At 70.0% G+C, this 19,135-nt stretch carries 15 protein-coding genes; 8 read left to right on the forward strand and 7 right to left on the reverse strand.

The features are described from left to right. Nucleotides 1-499 precede the first annotated feature (499 nt). From ACFU99_RS08015 to ACFU99_RS08025, 3 genes are all read left to right on the forward strand, one after another. Nucleotides 500-1,141, forward strand: coding sequence for a DUF6230 family protein (locus tag ACFU99_RS08015; RefSeq protein ID WP_384387472.1), 642 nt, complete (start codon nucleotides 500-502; stop codon nucleotides 1,139-1,141). Between the two features lie 112 nt (nucleotides 1,142-1,253). Then, complete coding sequence (locus tag ACFU99_RS08020) at nucleotides 1,254-1,835, forward strand: DUF6114 domain-containing protein (RefSeq protein ID WP_384387475.1); 582 nt, start codon at nucleotides 1,254-1,256, stop codon at nucleotides 1,833-1,835. Next, nucleotides 1,825-3,171, forward strand: a complete 1,347-nt coding sequence (locus tag ACFU99_RS08025; protein ID WP_384387478.1) for a hypothetical protein — start codon at nucleotides 1,825-1,827, stop codon at nucleotides 3,169-3,171. The genes ACFU99_RS08020 and ACFU99_RS08025 overlap by 11 nt, the downstream gene beginning before the upstream one ends. A gap of 96 nt (nucleotides 3,172-3,267) precedes the next feature. On the opposite strand, the gene ACFU99_RS08030 is transcribed toward ACFU99_RS08025, so the two are convergent. Next, on the reverse strand, nucleotides 3,268-5,679 hold the full coding sequence (locus ACFU99_RS08030; protein WP_384387481.1) for an MMPL family transporter: 2,412 nt from the start codon (nucleotides 5,677-5,679) through the stop codon (nucleotides 3,268-3,270). Between the two features lie 118 nt (nucleotides 5,680-5,797). Between ACFU99_RS08030 and ACFU99_RS08035 the strand changes: the two genes are divergently transcribed. Next, on the forward strand, nucleotides 5,798-6,412 hold the full coding sequence (locus tag ACFU99_RS08035) for a TetR/AcrR family transcriptional regulator (protein ID WP_384387484.1): 615 nt from the start codon (nucleotides 5,798-5,800) through the stop codon (nucleotides 6,410-6,412). A gap of 156 nt (nucleotides 6,413-6,568) precedes the next feature. Here ACFU99_RS08035 and ACFU99_RS08040 read toward each other — a convergent pair whose 3' ends face one another. From ACFU99_RS08040 to ACFU99_RS08060, 5 genes are all read right to left on the reverse strand, one after another. After that, nucleotides 6,569-7,564, reverse strand: a complete 996-nt coding sequence (locus tag ACFU99_RS08040) for a HesA/MoeB/ThiF family protein (RefSeq protein WP_384387485.1) — start codon at nucleotides 7,562-7,564, stop codon at nucleotides 6,569-6,571. Continuing rightward, a complete protein-coding gene (locus tag ACFU99_RS08045; RefSeq protein ID WP_384387488.1) occupies nucleotides 7,564-8,661 on the reverse strand; it encodes a hypothetical protein in 1,098 nt (365 codons plus the stop codon). The genes ACFU99_RS08040 and ACFU99_RS08045 overlap by 1 nt, the downstream gene beginning before the upstream one ends. Nucleotides 8,662-8,731: 70 nt before the next feature. After that, nucleotides 8,732-9,949: an acyl-CoA dehydrogenase family protein gene (locus ACFU99_RS08050; protein ID WP_384387491.1), complete on the reverse strand. Its 1,218-nt coding sequence runs from the start codon at nucleotides 9,947-9,949 to the stop codon at nucleotides 8,732-8,734. A gap of 124 nt (nucleotides 9,950-10,073) precedes the next feature. Beyond that, the gene (locus ACFU99_RS08055) at nucleotides 10,074-10,463 is read right to left on the reverse strand and encodes an SCP2 sterol-binding domain-containing protein (RefSeq protein ID WP_384387493.1); all 390 of its coding nucleotides are present in this window, start codon (nucleotides 10,461-10,463) and stop codon (nucleotides 10,074-10,076) included. 1,052 nt (nucleotides 10,464-11,515) lie between these two features. Next, nucleotides 11,516-12,052, reverse strand: coding sequence for a CGNR zinc finger domain-containing protein (locus ACFU99_RS08060; RefSeq protein WP_384387496.1), 537 nt, complete (start codon nucleotides 12,050-12,052; stop codon nucleotides 11,516-11,518). A gap of 40 nt (nucleotides 12,053-12,092) precedes the next feature. On the opposite strand from ACFU99_RS08060, the gene ACFU99_RS08065 reads away from it, so the two are divergent. Then, nucleotides 12,093-12,974: an alpha/beta fold hydrolase gene (locus ACFU99_RS08065; RefSeq protein WP_384387499.1), complete on the forward strand. Its 882-nt coding sequence runs from the start codon at nucleotides 12,093-12,095 to the stop codon at nucleotides 12,972-12,974. Nucleotides 12,975-13,047: 73 nt separating this feature from the next. Here the strand turns inward: ACFU99_RS08065 and ACFU99_RS08070 are convergent, their stop codons facing one another. Continuing rightward, nucleotides 13,048-14,073, reverse strand: a complete 1,026-nt coding sequence (locus tag ACFU99_RS08070; protein WP_384387502.1) for an ATP-dependent 6-phosphofructokinase — start codon at nucleotides 14,071-14,073, stop codon at nucleotides 13,048-13,050. Between the two features lie 208 nt (nucleotides 14,074-14,281). Here ACFU99_RS08070 and pta point away from each other — a divergent pair, with 208 nt between their 5' ends. The 3 genes from pta to pyk form a co-directional block, all read left to right on the forward strand. Then, nucleotides 14,282-16,357, forward strand: a complete 2,076-nt coding sequence (gene pta / locus ACFU99_RS08075) for a phosphate acetyltransferase (RefSeq protein ID WP_384387505.1) — start codon at nucleotides 14,282-14,284, stop codon at nucleotides 16,355-16,357. 52 nt (nucleotides 16,358-16,409) lie between these two features. After that, nucleotides 16,410-17,627 (forward strand): acetate kinase, encoded by a 1,218-nt coding sequence (locus ACFU99_RS08080; RefSeq protein WP_384387508.1) that lies wholly within the window; start codon nucleotides 16,410-16,412, stop codon nucleotides 17,625-17,627. Nucleotides 17,628-17,725: 98 nt separating this feature from the next. Beyond that, nucleotides 17,726-19,135 (forward strand): pyruvate kinase (pyk, locus tag ACFU99_RS08085; RefSeq protein ID WP_384387511.1); only part of this gene is annotated, 1,410 nt, incomplete at its 3' end.

Genomic DNA, 19,135 nt, shown 5'->3' on the forward strand with positions numbered 1-19,135 from the left:
CGCAGTAAGTGAACTCCGGCGTTCTGGCCGGATTTTTGCGATTTCTCCGTTTCTTTCCGACCAGTTCGCGGCGACGGTCGGTGCCCGCCCGATGGCGGTCGGTCGAGCATTGTCGATCTGTCCGTTACTCGCTAGTAACGAGCCCCTTGTGCCTCGGCCGGGAATGGACCACGATCGGCCAAGCTCGGTCCATTCCCGAAGCCCGGCAGCCGGTCGGCGCGTTGGGGCGTGGGTCCCCACCGGGCGGCCGGCGGCGCCGCCACCGGTCTGTGGACAGGGGGGTCTCCGCCGCCATCGGCGGGGCCTGTCCAGCAGGTTGCGCGGGAGCGCGGCCAGTGGTTGTCGCTCGGGGGTGATCGCCAATGGATTCGGAACGCAGCGCGCCTCCGATGACGGCGCTCTCCTTCCCGAGGACGTAGCACTTCTCCCATCCCGGATAACGGCCGACTCAAGTAGCGCGGCCCGTACCGGAGATGTACGTCCGAGAAGGAGGAAAGTCATGGAGTCCCTGGCTCGTGGCGGGACCAGATGGAAGCGGTTCGCCGTCGTCATGGTGCCGAGCGTCGCCGCAACGGCAGCGATAGGAATGGCCCTCGCACAGGGGGCGCTCGCGGCCTCGTTCAGTGTGTCGGGACAGCAGTTCAAGGTCACGGCCTCGCACCTCGTGGGTGAGGACTTCGTCCAGTACGGAGCAGCTGATACGGCCAGTTCGGGCGAGGAAAAGAACAAGCCGGTGGCCGTGGTCGGCTTCAAATCGGCAACGATCAATGATCTCTGCCAGTCCGTGGTCGTGCCGGTGCCGCTCATCGGCGACATGACGATGAGACTGACAGCGGGCGGCGAGAAGCCGGTCGAAGCCAAGACGCTGTACATCGACGCCGACGACCTGCACGCTGACGCGAAGTTCACAAACATCGATATCGGCGTGGACGTGGACAAGACCAGGACCGGACCGTCGGCGGGCGACAAGGTAAAGGGCAAGTACAAGCCCGGTTCGTTCGCCCAACAGGCTGACTCTGTGGTGTTCGACAACGTCGAGCAGCGTGCTTGGGCGACTACCGCCGGCACGTTCACGCTCAAGGGCCTGCACATGAGCGTCAGCAAGGGCGCCGGCGCTGAGTGCAAACTGAAGAAGAAGTGAACGGACGGGTGCGGGGCGGCGACTGTCCCCTCGCACCCGTGCGCCGGCTTCCGTCGAGCCCGCGCACCCGCTCACGTATCACCGATTCGCCAGTCCTGAGGAGCTGTACGACATGAGCGCCGACACGCGACCGCGGCTGATCGACACACTTGGCCGAATGCGCCGATCGTTCCGAGGATGGCGCGGACAACGCCCCTTCTGGGCCGGCCTGCTGACGCTGCTGGCCGGTGTCCCGATCATGTACGTCCCTTATCAGAACCTCACCCTCGGTTCGCTGACCGTCCGGCTGGCCACTACGGCGGGTGCAGGTTCGCTGATCATCGGCATTCTGTTGATCGTGCTGGGTCTGACCATGTGGTTCCAGCCCGCGTCCCGCGTGTTCGCCGGTGTCGCGGCGATCCTGCTGGCGCTGGTCTCCCTGGTCGTCTCGAACTTCGGCGCCTTCCTGATCGGCTTTCTCCTGGGACTCATAGGCGGCGCGCTCGGGGTCTCCTGGGCGCCGGGCATCAAGCCGGCGCGCAAGTCGCCGTCCGAGCCGACTGCCGCGATGGGCGCCGAGATGAGCGCCGACGACGGCGAACAGCACACGGGAACGCAGCCCGCTGAGGGCGGAGAGAACACCGGTAAGGGCGGTTCCCTGGGCGGTGACCTGCCAGGGGCGAGCCCGATGAACGGGAGGTACCGTGCCGCCTGATGAGGAACAGGACGGGCGAGGCGCAGAGGCCGCCGCCGGCCGGGGCAGAACCGGTCCGCGGCACGCCGCGCCGAGGAAGACGCTGCTGACTCGGTTCCACGTGCCCGCGGGCAAGGCGATCGCCATCGCCGCGATGCCCAGCGCGGTGTTGATGGGTCTGGGCTTCACGCCCCAGCTGGCTCAGGCCAAGCCGCTGCCGAAGAATCCGTTTCAGGACGGGCCGTGCGTCACGGCGCCGGACCAGAAGGCGGACGACGACGGCAAGGACAAGAAGGACGACAAGTCCAAAGACGGTAAGTCCAAGGACGATAAAGGCGACAACAAAGCCAAGGACAAGCCCAAAGGCGAGAAAACGGTCACCGGCACGGTCGACACCGCTCCGTCCCCGAGCGCCTCCGGCGACAAGGAAACCAAGGGAGAAGGCAAGGGAGAAGGCAAGGGAAAGGCCGAGGACAAGAGCCCCTCCGCCTCTCCCCACAGCGCCACCCCCTCGCCCTCCGCCACCCACAACCCCCTCGACCCGCTGGGAGTCGGCGACAAGATCAAGGACCTCCTCAACGGGGGCCATGGCAACGACGCCGGCAAGTCCGTTCAGCAGCCGGCCCCGCCGAGCCCGACGGCCACCCCGACGACCGGCGGGAATTCCGCGGCGGACCAGAAGCCTTCCGACCAGAAGCCCTCGGGGCAGGAACCTTCCCCCGACAAGACTTCCGGTGATTCACCGTCCGACAAGGCCGATGAGGGCGACAAGAGGGACGACAAGAAGGCCGACGAGAAGGCCGACAAGAAGGATCCTTCTCCCGACCCCACCCCGACCTCCTCGTCCACCGCCTCCCCGACCCCGGACGCCGACGGCAAGAAGCCGTACCCCTGCGTCGTGGAGAAGAAGTCCGACGGCAAGGACGAGCAGACGCCCGTAGGGCTGCCGAATCAGCCGTGGACCCTGAAGTCCGATCTGATCACCATGCACAACCTCCAGTACCACGGCGTGGTGAACCTCCACACGGCCGACGGCCGGACCGTGCAGGCGCTGAAGTTCACGATGAACTCGGCGACCATCCGCAACCTCGACCAGACGGCCGATCAGGGCGTGGGCGGCAAGAGGACGTATGTACGCGGCGGAAAGGGGACCACCTCCACCATCGACGGAGGGGTCACCATGTACACGGAGAGCCTGAAAGGGAATCTCTTCGGGCTGCTGCCCGTCACCTTCACCCCTGACTTTCCCCCGCCCATCACGCCGCCGGAGATCTTCTTCACCGACTTCACCGCCATCCAGGCGGGCCAGTTCGGCGGCACCCTGCGCATTCCGGGGCTGCACAGCGGAATGGAGTGACCGCTGTACGCAAAGTGCCGGGAAACGTCACCCACGACGTTCCCCGGCACTCGTGCTTCACCGGCTCACTGGCTCACCGGCCCCCGGCGCGTACTACTACCGCGCCCCAGTCCGTACCGGCTCCTCCGAGCCGGCCTCGGAACCGGCCGGGCCCTCCGTGCCGCCCACCGGGGCGACCGCGAAGCGCCGACCCGGCATCCACCAGTTCCAGCGGCCCATCAGGCGCATGGCCGCCGGTACGAGCAGCAGGCGTACGAGCGTGGCGTCGAGGAGGATGGCTATCGCCATGCCGAACCCGAGCTGCTGCATGGGGACGATGCCGGTGAAGCCGAAGGACCCGAAGACCGCGACCATCAGCAGCGCGGCGCCGGAGATCAGCGGCGCCGTACGGGTCAGGCCGCGCGCGACCGAGACGGTGTTGTCGCCCGTCGCCAGGTACTCCTCGCGGACCCGGCCGAGCAGGAAGACCTCGTAGTCCGTGCTGAGGCTGAACAGCAGCGCCAGCAGCAGCACCGGCACGAAGTTCTGGAGGTAGTTGGTCTTCTCGAAGCCGAGCAGGCCGGTGCCGAAGCCGTGCTGGAAGACCAGGACGAGGACGCCGTACGTCGCGCCGATCGACACCAGGTTCATGGCGATGGCCTTGAGCGGCAGCAGCAGCGAACGGAACGTCAGCAGCAGCACCACGTACACGGCGACGAGCATGAGCAGGATGACGGCCGGGAGTTTGTCCTGGATAACCCGGTTGGCGTCGATGCCCTCGGCCGTCTCGCCGCCCACCACGGCGTGCAGCGGCCCCGTCAGGCCCCGCGCCTCGTCCTGTACCTGCTTCAGCAGGGTGCGCGCGGCGTCCCCGGCGGCCCGGTCGTCCATGATCACTTCGAGGACGGTCTTCCGGTCGTCCGACGCCGCGAAGTGACGGACGGTGTCGCGGGCGTCCGCGGGCAGCCGGCCCAGGACCGAGCCGTTGAGCGCGGCGAAGGGCTTGTCGGGGGAGGCGGCCCGCAGCGTGCCGACGGCGGAGTCGACCCGTACGACGTGCGGGAGCTTTCGCAGCCGGTCGCTGAGCCCCACCACCTGCGTCGCCTGGTCCGTCTCGCCGAGCGGGCGGTCGGAGGCGACGACCACCTGGATGGGAGAGGTCTGGCCGACGCCGAACGCGTCCTGTACGTGGTCGTAGCCGACGCGTACGGGCGAGGAGCCGGGCAGGATGCGCGCGTCGGGGGAGAAGGTGCGCAGCTGCGCGGCGGGCGCGGCCAGCGCGATCAGCACCACGGCGCTGCCCGCGAGGAAGAGCACGGGGCGTCCCATGACCCGCAGGGCGATCCGGTACCAGCGGCTGGACTCCTCGTTCTCCGGTCCGTTGCGGGCCCCGCTCAGCCATCGCGGCAGCCGCACCCGGCCGGCGTTGATCCGCTCGCCCAGCAGATGCAGCAGGACCGGCAGGAAGAGCACGGCGGTCAGCACGGAGAACGCGACCACGACGATGGAGCCGAGGGCGATGGAGAGGATGACGTTGAGATCGATCAGGAACAGGGTGCACATCGCCAGCACGACGGTGATGCCGGAGGCGATGACGGTGTGGCCGGAGGTGCGCAGCGTGGCGGCCACCGCCGCCTCGACGGACTGGCCTCCGGCCAGCTGTTCCTTGAACCGGGTGACCATGAAGAGCGAGTAGTCCACCCCGACGCCGAGCCCCAGCATGGTGGCGGCGTTCTCGACGAAGACCGAGAGCTCGTAGTGCTGGGCGATCGGGGAGAGCAGGCCGAGGGTGAAGACGATGGCGCTGACCCCGACCGCCAGCGAGACCAGGGCGGCGACCACGCTGCGGAAGAGCAGCAGCAGAATGATGATGATCAGCGGCATCGTGATCAGTTCGGCCTTCATCAGGCTCTGCTGGCTCAGGTCGTTGACCTCTCCCCAGAACGACGACGGGCTCACCAGGGAGACGTCCATGCCCTGCGGCCCGAAGCGGTCCGACAAGTCCTTCTGGATCTTGGGGAGTTCGCGGCGCGCGGTGCCGTCGTCGAGCGCGAGGGCCACCGAGTCGATGGCCGTCCGCTTGTCCTTGCCGAGGTAGGCGGAGCGGTTCTGGGCCGAGAGCGTGGTCCAGCCGTAGCTGTCCGTCGCCTTGAGCTTGGGGTCGGCGATCACCTGCTTCGCCACGGCCCGTACGCGCTTCTCGAAGTCGGCGGAGCCGGCGCTGTTGCGCTTGTCGTGCATGACCAGGGTGACGGTGGTCGCGCCGCGGCCCTTGAAGCCGTGTTCGAGCTCGGCCGCGGTGCGGGTCGAGTCGGCCCCGGCCGCGTACCAGCCGCCGCCGCTCAGCGAGTTCGCGATGGACATCGCCCCCAGCCCGCACACCGCCAGCGCCACGAGCCACACCCCCAGCAGCGGCCACCGCGCCCGGCCGATCAGCCGGGACGCGCGGGCGGCGAGGTCCGGGCGCGGTGGCCCGTCCGCGGGGTCGCCGTCCGCGGGCACGGGGGGAGTGGAGAGCTTTTTCGACATGTGAGGGCTCCCAGAGCCTGGAGGGATCGGGCGGCAGTGGGGGATGGTGGAAAGTGGAAAGCGGAAATACTCTGAGTCGAATAGCGACTCTCAGTCGGTGAGTATCCTTGGGGGCACTATGGCAGTCAAGTCCAGACGTGAGGAATACGCGGCCCTCACCCGCGCCGCGCTCTTGGAGGCGGCTTCGGGCCTGTTCGCGGAGAAGGGGTTCGACGCGACGTCCATCGACGACCTCGCCGCGGCGGCGCGGGTCAGCAAGGGCGCCGTCTACCACCACTTCGCGGACAAGCGGGCCATCTTCGACGAGGTGTTCCGGGTCGCCCAACGCGAAGCCATCGAGCAGGTTCTGACGGAGGCGCTGGCCGGCGCGGGGGCGAACGGCACGCCGTGGGACGTCGCGTCCGAGGCGGTACGGGCGTTCCTGCGCGGCTATGTGGCCGACGAGAACAAGCGGTCGCTGCTGCGGCAGTCCGCCGAGGTCCTCGGGGTGCGGCGGTGCCGCGAGATCGACGAGGAGCTGGCGCTGCCCCATATGAAGGGGCTGCTGGAGACCGTACGGGCGCGTGGCGAGCTCCAGCCGGTGGCGCTGGACGCGACGGCCGTCGTCGTCTTCGGCACCCTCTGCGAGGCGGCCACGTCGGTGGCGTTCGCGCGCAACCCCACCGAGACGTGTCAGGAAATGTCGGTCGTGGTCGGCCACATGCTGGACGGCCTGCGCAAAGCACCGGACTGAGCGCCGTACCAGGAGTGCGGACGTACGGACGTATGGGTGTACTGGCGTACGGGCGTCAAGCCGCACCCGGCGTGAGCGCGCGGCGGGCCGGGCGCGGCGTCATCGTGTGACGCCCCGCCCGGCCCTCTGCCGGGCACGGCTCCCTGTCGGGGGAGGTCAGGAAGCCGCTTCGGGGCCCCGGCGGTTCCGGGCCGCGTCGCTCGCGGCGCGGTTGCGGGTCGCCAGTTTGCGGAGCCCGCCGATGAGCACGAGCGGCCGTTCCAGTTCCGCTGCCAGTCGGCGGGGCAGCGGGCGGGTGGCGCTGTGCGCGTTGACGGCGACGTTGCGCTTGACCGGGGCGCCGGAGAGGATCTCCGCGGTCATCCGTGCGGTGAGCGCGCCGAACAGCAGCGACGCGTAGACGAGTTGCGGCACGCTGTAGCCGTCCTCGCCCAGGTGTTCGCGCGCGTTCTTGAGCATCTCCAGCGGGATGAACCGGGTGGGGATCACGCGGAAGAGCAGCGTCCAGATGACCGCGTGATCGACCTGGTGCGCCGTGACCCGGCCGTCGAAGGGCACGGACCCCGCGCGCCGGTAGTCGTAGAACCGGATGTACTGGGTGCCGGCCATGTCGTACCCCGTGAGCACGGGCACGCGGGCCCGCGCCGCGGCGCGGTGCAGCTGGTACTTGGCCCGCCAGCCCGAGCGTTCGGTGACGTCGACGCCGTCGACGACCACCGAGCACCCCGCGACCAGCTTGTCCGCGTTCTCCTCGGTGATGCCCTCCGGCACGGTCTCGGCCTCGGCGTGCGGGTTGATGGCCCGTACGCGCTCGGCGGCCACCTCCGCCTTGTGGCGGCCGATGTCGGCGTAGGCGGCGTGCTGCCGGTTGAGGTTGTTCAGCTCGAAGCTGCCGGTGTCGGCCATGACGAAGCGCTGCACGCCGATACGGGCCAGCGGCTCCACGGCGGCTCCGCCGGTCGATCCGCAGCCGGCGATCAGCACCCGGGCCTCGCCGAGCCGCTGCTGGGCGACCGAGGAGATGAAACCGCGGTTCCGCTCGGTGAACTCCGCGTAGAACGCCTCGCGGTCCGCCGCGGAGGCCGCCGGAGCGGCGGGTTCCACGGCCTCGGGCTCCGACGTCGCGTCGGATATCGAAGTCTCGGTCGTCATTACGCCGCCACCTCGATGTGCTGCACCGAGCCGGAGAGTTCGGACAGCAGATCCCGTACGGCCCGGAAAGGGGCCTCCGCCGCCGCGGCCCGCTGGACCACGGCGCTGCGGCGGACCGTCTCCTCCGGCGAGGGGAGATGCGCGAGGAAGGGATAGACCTTCTCGCGGGTGACGTACATGGGGTGCATGAGTTCCTTCAGGCCGAGGCGGGGCGTCGTCCCGTCCAACAAGTGGACGTCGAGGCCCAGGAGGACCAGATGGCGCAGCGCCACATGCTTCTCCACGTCGCCGATCAGCATTCTGGTGGTGTGGCGCTCCTGGCAGAGGATTCCCGAGATGCCGGCCAGCAGCCCCAGCATGACCCGCAGCCGCATGGTCCGGTCGGTGAGCGAATGCGCCTGCACGAAGCGCTTCACTTCCCGTACGGAGTGGGTGGTCATGCCGTCCGAGGGCTGGAGCAGCGACAACAGGCGCAGATTGTGGGCCTGTTCGCAGGGGAAAAGCCTGCGGTCCGGGGCGTCCAGGGGGCGCGGGGCATTGTCCTCGCTGTGTGCGAGCGAGACATAGCCGAGAATGCGGCCGGTCTCCTGATCGGTCGTGATGACGTGGACGTCGGACCGGTGAATTCCCTGCACGGGCTCGCAGAACAGCGAGTTGTCGAAGACGATGTCCTCGCTCGCGTAGCCGGCCCGCAGATATTCGGAGAGCCGGAAGCCGGCCAGGCCCAGCAGATAGCGCTCGGGTATGGCCTCGGTGGGCGCGGCCGTGGTGATGACGCCCTGGCCGTGGGCGGCCCGGTAGACATAGGAATCGGTGCGGTGCAGACGGCCGGCCAGACCGCCGAAACCGAGTCTGCTGTGCAGCCGGAGTATGTCCTCTATATAGCGGCGGCGCACACCGCTTTCGGATGGCACACCGCTTTCGGCCGGCGCGCCGGGCCCGGCGGGGGCGACCGGTGAGGCGGGGGCAGCGGGGACAGGGGGAACGACTGGTTCGGCGGGCGCGGCCGCCGGCGATTCCTCGGTATCGGCGGGAAGGCCCAGTGGCACGAGCCAGGGATGGGCGGAGCCGGCCGACGGCGGAGTCGTCGTGGTCATGTGGTGCTCCTCACGTTGGCAGAGAGAACGGGAAGAACGGAAACAGCAGCGAGCGTTGCGGCGCCGGTGCTCAGAAGTCGTCCTCCGCGTACAGGGCCTCGGTGATGGCCAGGGCGAGCACCTCGGGCGTGCCCTCGTAGATGCGGGCGCCGAAGGATTCCCGTACGAACTTCTCCATGCCGTTCTCGCGCAGGTAACCGCGCGCGCCCATGAGGGACATGGCCTCCTGCGCCACCTCGATGGCGACGCGGTCGGCGAAGAGCTTCGCGGTGGCGGGCTCGTACACCGGCGCGGGGATCTCGGTGTCCGCCGCCTGCGCCGCCTTGAGGTACATCAGCCGCGCGGCCTCGACCTTCGAGGCCATTTCGGCGAGCTTGCGGGCGGTGAACTGGTGCTGGTGGAGTGGCAGTCCGCCCTGGACGCGCTCGGCGCACCAGTCCTTGGCGAGGTCGAAGGCGCCGCGGGCGACGCCCGTGGAGATCGCGGCGACCGTGGCCCGTGCCATGTTCATCTGCTGGATGTTGATGAGCATGCCGTTGCCCTCGCCGCCGACGACGTTCTCGGCGGGCACCCGGACATTGTCGAACAGCAGCTCGCTGCCCAGGCAGGCGCGGTAGCCCAGCTTGTCGGCGACCGGGCCGCGGGTGACGCCGGGGGTGTCCAGCGGCACGATGAACGCGGTGAGGCCGGTGGCGCCGGGGTGGCCCTCGATGTTGGCGTACACGCTGCCGAACTCCGCGAGCCGGGCGTTGGTGATGAACCGCTTGCGGCCGGTCAGCAGGTAGCTGTCGCCGTCCCGGCGGGCCTGCACCACATCGGTGGCGTGCTCGGCGTTCTCCGGGATCAGCAGGTCGCAGCCGGCCTGGTCCTCGGTGATCGCGTTGCAGGCCAGGACCGGGTTGTCGCCGGAGAACAGCGGCAGGAACCGGGCCTGGAGGTGCGGGTCGCTGGAGAGCAGCACCGGGGCCTGGCCGAGCAGCGTCGCGCCGAAGATGAGGGCGGTGCCGGCGCAGGCCGCCGCTATCTCCTCCAGGGCCACCGCCACGCCGAGCACGCCCAGCCCCAGGCCGCCGTACTCCTTGGGGACCACCAGGCGCAGCAGGCCGGCCTCGTGCCCGAGGCGCACCAGCTCCCAGTCGAAGTCCTCGGCCGGCGCGCGGTCGTTGTCGGCGACCCGGGGCCGTACGTCCTTGTCGACGAACTCCCGGATGCGCTCCCGCAGTTCCTGGATCTGCGGCGGTTCCGCGAGGAAGTCGACGGGGGCGCTCTGGAATGCAGTGTCGGTCATTGGTATCCGTTCATTGTTCCTGGGCATGCCAAGGGCACGCCTGGTGCTGTGCCGTGCGGAACCGTCGGCGTGGTGCCGCAGGGGGTAAAGGAAGAGAAGGAGAGAAGTACGGGCGCGGGGCCGGTCAGACGGGCAGGCCCTCGTCGGCGGCGATCTGCGGGTACTGGTCGAAGGCGGGCTGGAGCAGGGGCACGAATTCCAGCACCTTGGCCACGCTGCCCTTGATGCGCACCTTTCCGGTGGCGAGCGCCACCGGCATCAGCAGCTTGCCGAGCCAGAGGCTGTGCGCGGTGTCGCTGCTCATCTTGATGCGGATCGCGGCGGGCGCCGGGGGAGCGCCGACGTGCACGCCGTCGGGCGTGACGAACAGTTCGACGTCGGGCTTCACCTGGATGAGGTGCAGTGAGATCCCCGAATCGCGCATGCGCTGGGTGAAGGTCTCGTCCTTGAGCAGGATGCTGAACAGCTCGCTGAAGATGCGAACTGCCTTTTCCGACGACTCGAATACGGGCACGGATGGAACTCCTTACGGGCATGGGACGTACGGCCGGGCGCGGGCCCGGCCTGAAAGGGCCCGCTCTGCCGCGACGCGACGAACGCCTCGGCATACGGGCATTGCGAAATGGCGTGAACGGCACACGAGGCAAGGCCGCGGCGGCCGTTCACGTACGGCGGTTCCGGAAAGAGGCGTGATGGCCGGCGGCTCCGGTACGGAAATCCGGGGTCGCGCGGCGAAGGGTCGGCGAAGTGACCGCGGACGGCGTCGAGTTGCCGTCGCGGGGCGAGGGTGGAAAAGAAGAGGTGAGCAATGGGCGCGACGGCGTGGCGCGAGGGGCGTCGGCGCAGCCGCGGTCGATTCCGCGGCGGCCGCGCGACGGCTACGGTCGCGGGTGCCGCGGCCATGACGTACGCACCGCCGTCACGGCGGCGCGCCGCGGCGGCGACGGCGCAGGTGGGGGGATGGGCCGTGTGTCGGTCAGGGTGAGCATCCGGTGAGCGGACACGCCCCCTCGGGGGTGCTGGTGTCCCGGACGTGGTTCGGTGGCTTGAGCCGCAGGAGCACGGGTTGTGCGATCCCCCGATCGTGACGAATGCCGAATGACACAGACGCTGACACGTGTTTCCCCTTGGTGATTCCCCGTTTGGCGCGTTGAGGCCATGTAACCCACCGGCGGGCCGCACCGGTCGTCATGCGCGGCAGCCGCGCTGAACCTGCCCCAGGTTCTGACTAAGAGTCGGTTTCCGACTTTAGGTTACTCAAGAAGCGTGCCAGGTGCATACCTGTTGAGTCAAGAACGATCCGCTGGACGGGGAGGCAGTCGTTCCGTGTCCAATCGGTCATGCCGAGACAGAGCCAAGGGCATTGTGGGCAGGGGGAGTTCACCCCGTCTTCACTTAGATGGCGGCCCTGCAAATAGACGTCGCACCCCTCCTCCATGGGAGGGGTGCATTTCCGTACAGCGTTATTCGACCTTCCGTCGCCCGCGGTTGAGGCGTTCAAAGAGTGAACGCGGGGGAGGTGGGCGGGTGTTGCTCAGGCGTTGACCGCATATGGGTCAGCGGTGTTCACCCGCGCTGCTTGCGCGCGTGGGTCCGCGCCTTCATGCGGTTGCCGCAGGCGGCCATGGAGCACCACCGGGCGGTGCCGGGGCGGCTGTGGTCGACGAGGAAGAGATTGCATTCCTCGTTGGCGCAGGGCCGCAGCCGGCGCGGCAGCTCCGTGATGACGCGCGACCACGCGAGGACGGCGCGGGCCGCGAGTTCCTCGTCGGGCGTCGTCTCCAGGTGCCAGGTCACGCCCGCGGCCGAAACGGCGGGGCGTCGGAGCGTGTAGTAGAGCGCGGCGGCGAGGGGGCCGACGTCCGAGGAGGTTCCCCGGACCAGCCGGTGCAGCGCGTCGCGGACCTCGCGCAGCCGGGCCAGCTCCTCGCTCGTGCCGCTGCCCCCGAGCGCCCGTGCCCAGTCGGCCGCCCCCTCTCCGGTCAGGGCGTCCGTGGGGCGCCCGTCGATCACGGGGGCGCTGTTGAGCAGGGCGAGCAGCAGGTTCTCGTCCTCGACCACGGCCCATCTCTCCTTGACATCTCGTGCGGCTGCCTTCAGCATCAGAATAACCTAACCAGTTAAATCGCTTTAAGGGGTTATCGTGGTCGCTGTTCACCACCGCACCGTGGACGTCGACGGGCTCACCGTCTTCTACCGGGAGGCGGGGCCCGCGGACGCCCCCGTCCTCCTGCTGCTGCACGGCTACCCGACGAGCTCCCACATGTTCCGCCACCTGATCCCGGCGCTGGCCGGCCCGTACCGGGTGATCGCCCCCGACCACATCGGCTTCGGCCGCTCCTCGGCCCCCGACGCGGCGGACTTCGCCTACACCTTCGACGCCCTCGCCGAGGTGACCCGCGGCTTCCTCGACCTGATCGGCGTGCGCCGCTACGCGATCTACGTACAGGACTACGGCGCGCCCGTCGGCTGGCGGCTCGCCCTGGCGGACCCGGAAGCCGTCACCGGCGTCGTCTCGCAGAACGGCAACGCCTACGAGGACGGCTTCGTGCCGGAGTTCTGGGGGCCCGTCTGGGCGTACGGGGAGCGGCCGAGCCCGGAGAACGAGGCGCTGCTGCGGCCCGCGCTGGGCCGGGAGGCCGTCGAGTGGCAGTACACCCACGGCGTCCCCGACCCGAGCCTGATCGACCCCGACGCCTGGGAGCACGACCTGGCGCTGCTCGCCCGCCCCGGCGTCGACCGCGCCCAACTCGCCCTGTTCGGCGACTACGCCGGCAACCGAGCCCTGTACCCGGCGGTGCACGACTGGCTGCGGTCGAGCCGGGTGCCCGTCCTCGCGATCTGGGGCCGCAACGACGAGATCTTCGGGCCGGCCGGCGCGGAGGCGTTCCGGCGCGACGCCCCGGACGCGGAGATCGCCCTGCTCGACGGCGGCCACTTCCTCCTGGAGAGCCACCTCGACGAGGTCGCCGCCGCCATCCTCGCGTTCCGCCCGCGCGTACTCGCCGCGTCGGGCCGGGGCTGAATGCTGAAACCGGCCCGGAGGCGAAAACGGCCCGGGCCGCCCTTCTGGAAACCCCGGAGAACTACCGCAAGAACTAGAAGACCGACTCCGCCTCGTTCATCCGGTTCTCCGGAACCGTCTTCAGCTCCGCCACCGCCTCCGCCAGCGGCACCATCGTGATGTCCGTGCCGCGCAGCGCCGTCATATTGCCGAAGTCGCCCCGGTGGGCGGCTTCGACGGCGTGCCAGCCGAAGCGGGTGGCGAGGACGCGGTCGTACGCGGTGGGGGTGCCGCCGCGCTGGACGTGGCCGAGGATGACCGGGCGGGCCTCCTTGCCGAGGCGCTTCTCCAGCTCGATGGCGAGGCGCGTGCCGATGCCCGCGAAGCGCTCGTGGCCGAACTGGTCGATGGCGCCCTTCTCGTAGTCCATCGAGCCCTCGGCCGGGTGCGCGCCCTCGGCGACGCAGACGACCGCGAACTTCTTGCCGCGCGAGAAGCGCTCCTCGACCATCTTCACCAGGTCGTCCACCTCGAAGCGGCGTTCCGGCAGGCAGATGCCGTGCGCGCCGCCCGCCATGCCGGACTCCAGGGCGATCCAGCCCGCGTGCCGCCCCATGACCTCCACGACCATGACGCGCTGGTGCGACTCGGCGGTGGTCTTGAGGCGGTCGATGGCCTCGGTGGCGACGCCGACGGCCGTGTCGAAGCCGAAGGTGCGGTCGGTGGCGGAGATGTCGTTGTCGATGGTCTTCGGGACGCCGACCACCGGGACGCCCGCGTCGGAGAGCATCCGGGCCGCGGTGAGCGTGCCCTCGCCGCCGATGGGAATGAGCACGTCGATGCCGTACGCGCGGGAGAAGTCCTGGGCGCTCTCGCACGCCTCGCGCAGCCGGTCGCGCTCCAGGCGGGCGGAGCCGAGGATGGTGCCGCCGCGCGCCAGGATGCCGCTGACCGCGTCGAGGTCGAGCTTGCGGAACCGACCGTCGAGGAGGCCCTTGAAACCGTCCTCGAAGCCGATGACCTCGTCGCCGTGGCCGACGAGCGCCCGGTGCACCACCGAACGGATGACAGCGTTGAGGCCGGGGCAGTCGCCGCCTGCGGTGAGAACTCCGATGCGCATCGTGCTGTGTCTCCTGCTCGCTACCGGTACATGTGAGCCAAGTTCGATTGTTTCATGAGCCCGGTGGTACCGCTGCCCCCACCTCTCTCTGCGCCCTATCCAGGGGCGCGGGTATTGTCAAGAGGGCAACCCCGCCATACCGGGTGTTTTTGCCCAGAAAACCGGCAAAACGCAGCTACTGGACCCAAATGGATCAAGGAGTGCACGCGTGACGCGCAGCGTATACGTGACCGGGATCGACCGCGGCGACGGCCGGCAGGTCGTCGAACTCGGAGTGATGGAGCTCCTGACCCGCCATGTGGACCGAGTGGGCATCTTCCGCCCCCTCCTGCACGACGGCCCCGACCGCCTCTTCGACCTGCTGCGGTCCCGCTACCGGCTGAGCCAGACCCCGGAGGCCGCCTCCGGGATGACGTACGCGGAGGCCGCCGCCCTCCAGGCCGAGCAGGGCACCGACGAACTGGTCTCCCGCCTCGTCGAGCGCTTCCTCGCCGTCGCCCGCGAGTACGAGTACGTGCTGGTGCTCGGCACCGACTACGGCGCCACCAACCTCCCCGACGAACTGGCCCTCAACGCCCGGCTCGCCAACGAGTTCGGCGCCTTCGTCGTCCCCGTCGTCGGCGGCCAGGACCAGAGCGCCGAGTCCGTACGGTCCGAGGCCCGCAACGCCTACCGCGCCTACGAGGCGCTCGGCTGCGACGTCGTCGCCGTCGTCGTCAACCGCGTCGCCCCCGACGACCGCACCGCCGTCGTCGAACGGCTCGCCGCCCGCCTCCCCGTGCCCTGCTACGCGCTCCCCGAGGACGGCTCCCTCTCCGCGCCCACCGTCGCCCAGACCGTCCAGGCCCTCGACGGCGAGGTGCTGCTCGGCGACGCCGCCGGGCTCGCCCGCGACGTACGGAACTTCGTCTTCGGCGGCGCCATGCTGCCCACCTTCCTCAAGGCCCTCACCGACGGCTGCATGGTCGTCACCCCCGGGGACCGCGCCGACCTCATCATCGGCGCGCTCGCCGCGCACAGCGCCGGGGCCCCGCCCATAGCCGGCGTGGTGCTCACCCTCGACGAGCGCCCCGGCCCCGACATCCTCGCGCTCGCCTCCCGGCTCGCCCCCGGCACACCCGTCGTCTCGGTGCGCGGCGGCTCCTTCCCCACCGCCGAGCAGCTGTTCGCGATCGAGGGCAAGCTCGACGCCGCCTCGCCGCGCAAGGCCGAGACCGCCCTCGGCCTCTTCGAACGGCACGTGGACACCGCCGAGCTGACGCGGCTCATCTCGGTCGCCCGGTCCGGCCGCGTCACGCCGATGATGTTCGAGCACGAGCTGATCGAACGGTCCCGCGCCGGCCGCCGCCGGGTCGTGCTCCCCGAGGGCACCGAGGAGCGCGTGCTGCGCGCGGCCGACGTGCTGCTGCGCCGCGACGTCTGCGACCTGACGCTCCTCGGCGAGGAGACCGCGATCCGCAAGCGCGCCGCCGAACTCTCCATCGACCTCGGCGACGCCGACCTCGTCGACCCGCACACCTCCCCGCTGCGCGAGCGGTTCGCCGAGCAGTACACCCTGCTCCGCGCCCACAAGGGCGTCAGCTACGAGCTCGCGTACGACGTCGTCTCCGACGTCTCCTACTTCGGCACCCTCATGGTCCAGGAGGGCCTGGCCGACGGCATGGTCTCCGGCGCGGTGCACTCCACCGCCGCCACCATCCGCCCCGCCTTCGAGATCATCAAGACCCGGCCGGGCGCGCAGATCGTGTCGTCCGTCTTCTTCATGTGCCTCGCCGACCGGGTGCTCGTCTACGGCGACTGCGCCGTCAACCCCGACCCGGACGCCGAGCAGCTCGCGGACATCGCCATCCAGTCGGCCGCCACCGCCGCCCGGTTCGGCGTCGAGCCGCGCATCGCGATGCTGTCGTACTCCACCGGCACCTCCGGCTCCGGCGCCGACGTCGACAAGGTCCGCAAGGCCACCGAGCTGGTCCGCGAACTCCGCCCGGACCTGCTGGTGGAGGGGCCGATCCAGTACGACGCCGCCGTCGACGCGGCGGTCGCGCGCACCAAGCTGCCGGAGTCCGAGGTCGCGGGCCGCGCCACGGTGCTGATCTTCCCGGACCTGAACACCGGCAACAACACGTACAAGGCCGTGCAGCGCTCCGCGGGCGCCGTCGCCGTCGGCCCGGTCCTCCAGGGGCTGCGCAAGCCGGTCAACGACCTCTCCCGCGGCGCGCTGGTGCAGGACATCGTGAACACCGTCGCCATCACGGCCGTACAGGCCCAGGGCGAGCAGCCGTAACCCCTTGACCGCGCACCATCCGCCCGTCCGCCGCCTACCGGAAAGCCCTCCCATGACTGCGAACGCCGACGCGACCCACGTACTGGTCCTCAACTCCGGCTCCTCCTCGGTCAAGTACCAGCTCCTCGACATGGCCGACAGCACCCGGCTCGCCACCGGCCTGGTGGAGCGCATCGGCGAGCAGACCTCCCGGCTGACGCACTCCCCGCTCGCCACCGGCGGCGCCAAGCGCGAGCGGAACCAGCCGATCGCCGACCACGACGAGGCGCTGCGCGCCGTCACCGAGGAACTGGCCGCGGACGGGCTGGGGCTCGACTCGCCGAAGCTCGCCGCGATCGGGCACCGCGTCGTGCACGGCGGGCAGCGGTTCAGCGGGCCCACCGTCATCGACCGGGACGTGCTGGCGGAGATCGAGCGGCTGATCCCCGTCGCGCCGCTGCACAACCCGGCCAACATCACCGGCATCCGCACGGCCATGGGGCTCCGCCCCGACCTGCCGCAGGTCGCGGTCTTCGACACCGCCTTCCACACCACGATGCCGGAGCACGCGGCGCGCTACGCCATCGACGTCGAGACCGCCGACGCGCACCGCATCCGCCGCTACGGCTTCCACGGCACCTCGCACGCGTACGTCTCCCGCGAGACCGCGAAGCTGCTGGGCAAGGACGTGACCGATGTCAACATCATCGTGCTGCACCTCGGCAACGGGGCCTCCGCCTCGGCCGTCGAGGGCGGCCGGTGCGTGGACACCTCCATGGGGCTGACGCCCTTGGAGGGGCTCGTGATGGGTACGCGCTCCGGTGACATCGATCCCGCGGTCACCTTCCACCTGCGGCGGGTGGCCGGGATGAGCGTCGACGACGTCGACGAGCTGCTCAACAAGAAGAGCGGCCTGATCGGCCTCTGCGGCGACAACGACATGCGCGAGATCGGCCGCCGGATGGGCGAGGGCGACCGCGCCGCGCAGCTCGCCTTCGAGATCTACGTGCACCGGCTGCGCAAGTATGTGGGCGCGTACACGGCGGTGCTCGGACGGGTGGACGCCATCGCGTTCACGGCGGGCGTGGGCGAGAACTCCGCGGCCGTCCGGGAGGCGTCGCTGCGCGGCCTGGGCGTGCTCGGCATCGAGGTGGACGCGGTGCGGAACTCCGTACGCGGCTCCTCGGCGCGGCTGATCTCGACGGAGGCCAGCCGGGTCGCGGTCGCCGTGGTCCCCACCGACGAGGAGCTGGAGATCGCCACGCAGACGTATGCGCTGGTCAGCGCCTAGGTACGGGCCTCCCGACGCCGGTGGCCGGCGGCCGGGCGGCCCGGCCCCACCCCCCACTGGATTATTCCGCCCCGAAACAAACCGATAGGATCAGCTTTATGCGCCGTTCCAAAATCGTCTGCACACTGGGCCCCGCCGCCGACTCCTACGACCAGCTCAAAGCGCTGATCGAGGCCGGCATGAACGTGGCCCGCTTCAACTTCAGCCACGGGACCCAGTCGGACCACGAGGAGCGGTACCACCGCGTCCGCAAGGCCGCCGAGGAGAGCGGCCGCGCGGTCGGCGTCCTCGCCGACCTCCAGGGCCCCAAGATCCGCCTGGAGACCTTCGCCGACGGCCCCGTCGAGCTCGAACGCGGCGACGAGTTCACCATCACCACCGAGGACGTCTCCGGTGACAAGACGATCTGCGGCACCACGTACAAGGGCCTGCCGGGCGACGTCTCCAAGGGCGACCAGGTCCTGATCAACGACGGCAACGTCGAGCTGCGGGTCACCGAGGTCGACGGCCCGCGGGTGCGGACCATCGTCATCGAGGGCGGTGTGATCTCCGACCACAAGGGCATCAACCTGCCCGGCGCCGCGGTCAACGTGCCCGCGCTCGCCGAGAAGGACATCGAGGACCTGCGGTTCGCGCTGCGGATGGGCTGCGACATGGTCGCGCTCTCCTTCGTGCGCAACGCCGACGACGTCCGCGACGTGCACCGCGTCATGGACGAGGTCGGCCGCCGGGTGCCGGTGATCGCCAAGGTCGAGAAGCCGCAGGCCGTCGAGAACATGGAGGCCGTCGTCGCGGCCTTCGACGCCATCATGGTCGCCCGCGGCGACCTGGCCGTCGAGTACCCGCTCGAAAAGGTCCCGATGGTGCAGAAGCGCCTCATCGAGCTGTGCCGCCGCAACGCCAAGCCGGTGATCGTCGCGACCCAGATGATGGAGTCGATGATCACCAACTCGCGGCCGACCCGCGCCGAGGCGTCCGACGTCGCCAACGCCATCCTCGACGGCGCGGACGCGGTCATGCTCTCCGCCGAGTCCAGCGTCGGCGCGTACCCGATCGAGACCGTCAAGACGATGTCCCGCATCGTCGAGGCGGCCGAGCAGGAACTGCTCTCGCGCGGCCTCCAGCCGCTGGTGCCCGGCAAGAAGCCGCGCACCCAGGGCGGCTCCGTGGCCCGCGCCGCCTGCGAGATCGCCGACTTCCTCGGCGCGACCGCGCTGGTGGCCTTCACCAAGTCCGGCGACACCGCCCGCCGCCTCTCCCGCTACCGCGCCGCCCAGCCGATCCTGGCCTTCACCACCGACGCGGACACCCGCAACCAGCTGACGCTGAGCTGGGGCATCGAGACGCGCGTCGTGCCGCACGTCGACAACACCGACGCCATGGTCGATCTCGTCGACGCCGAGCTGCTCAAGCTCAACCGCTACAACGAGGGCGACACCATGATCATCACCGCCGGTTCGCCCCCCGGCGTCCCCGGCACCACCAACATGGTCCGGGTGCACCACCTC

The sequence above is a fragment of the Streptomyces sp. NPDC057654 genome, assembly GCF_042800135.1.
GTDB lineage: Bacteria > Actinomycetota > Actinomycetes > Streptomycetales > Streptomycetaceae > Streptomyces.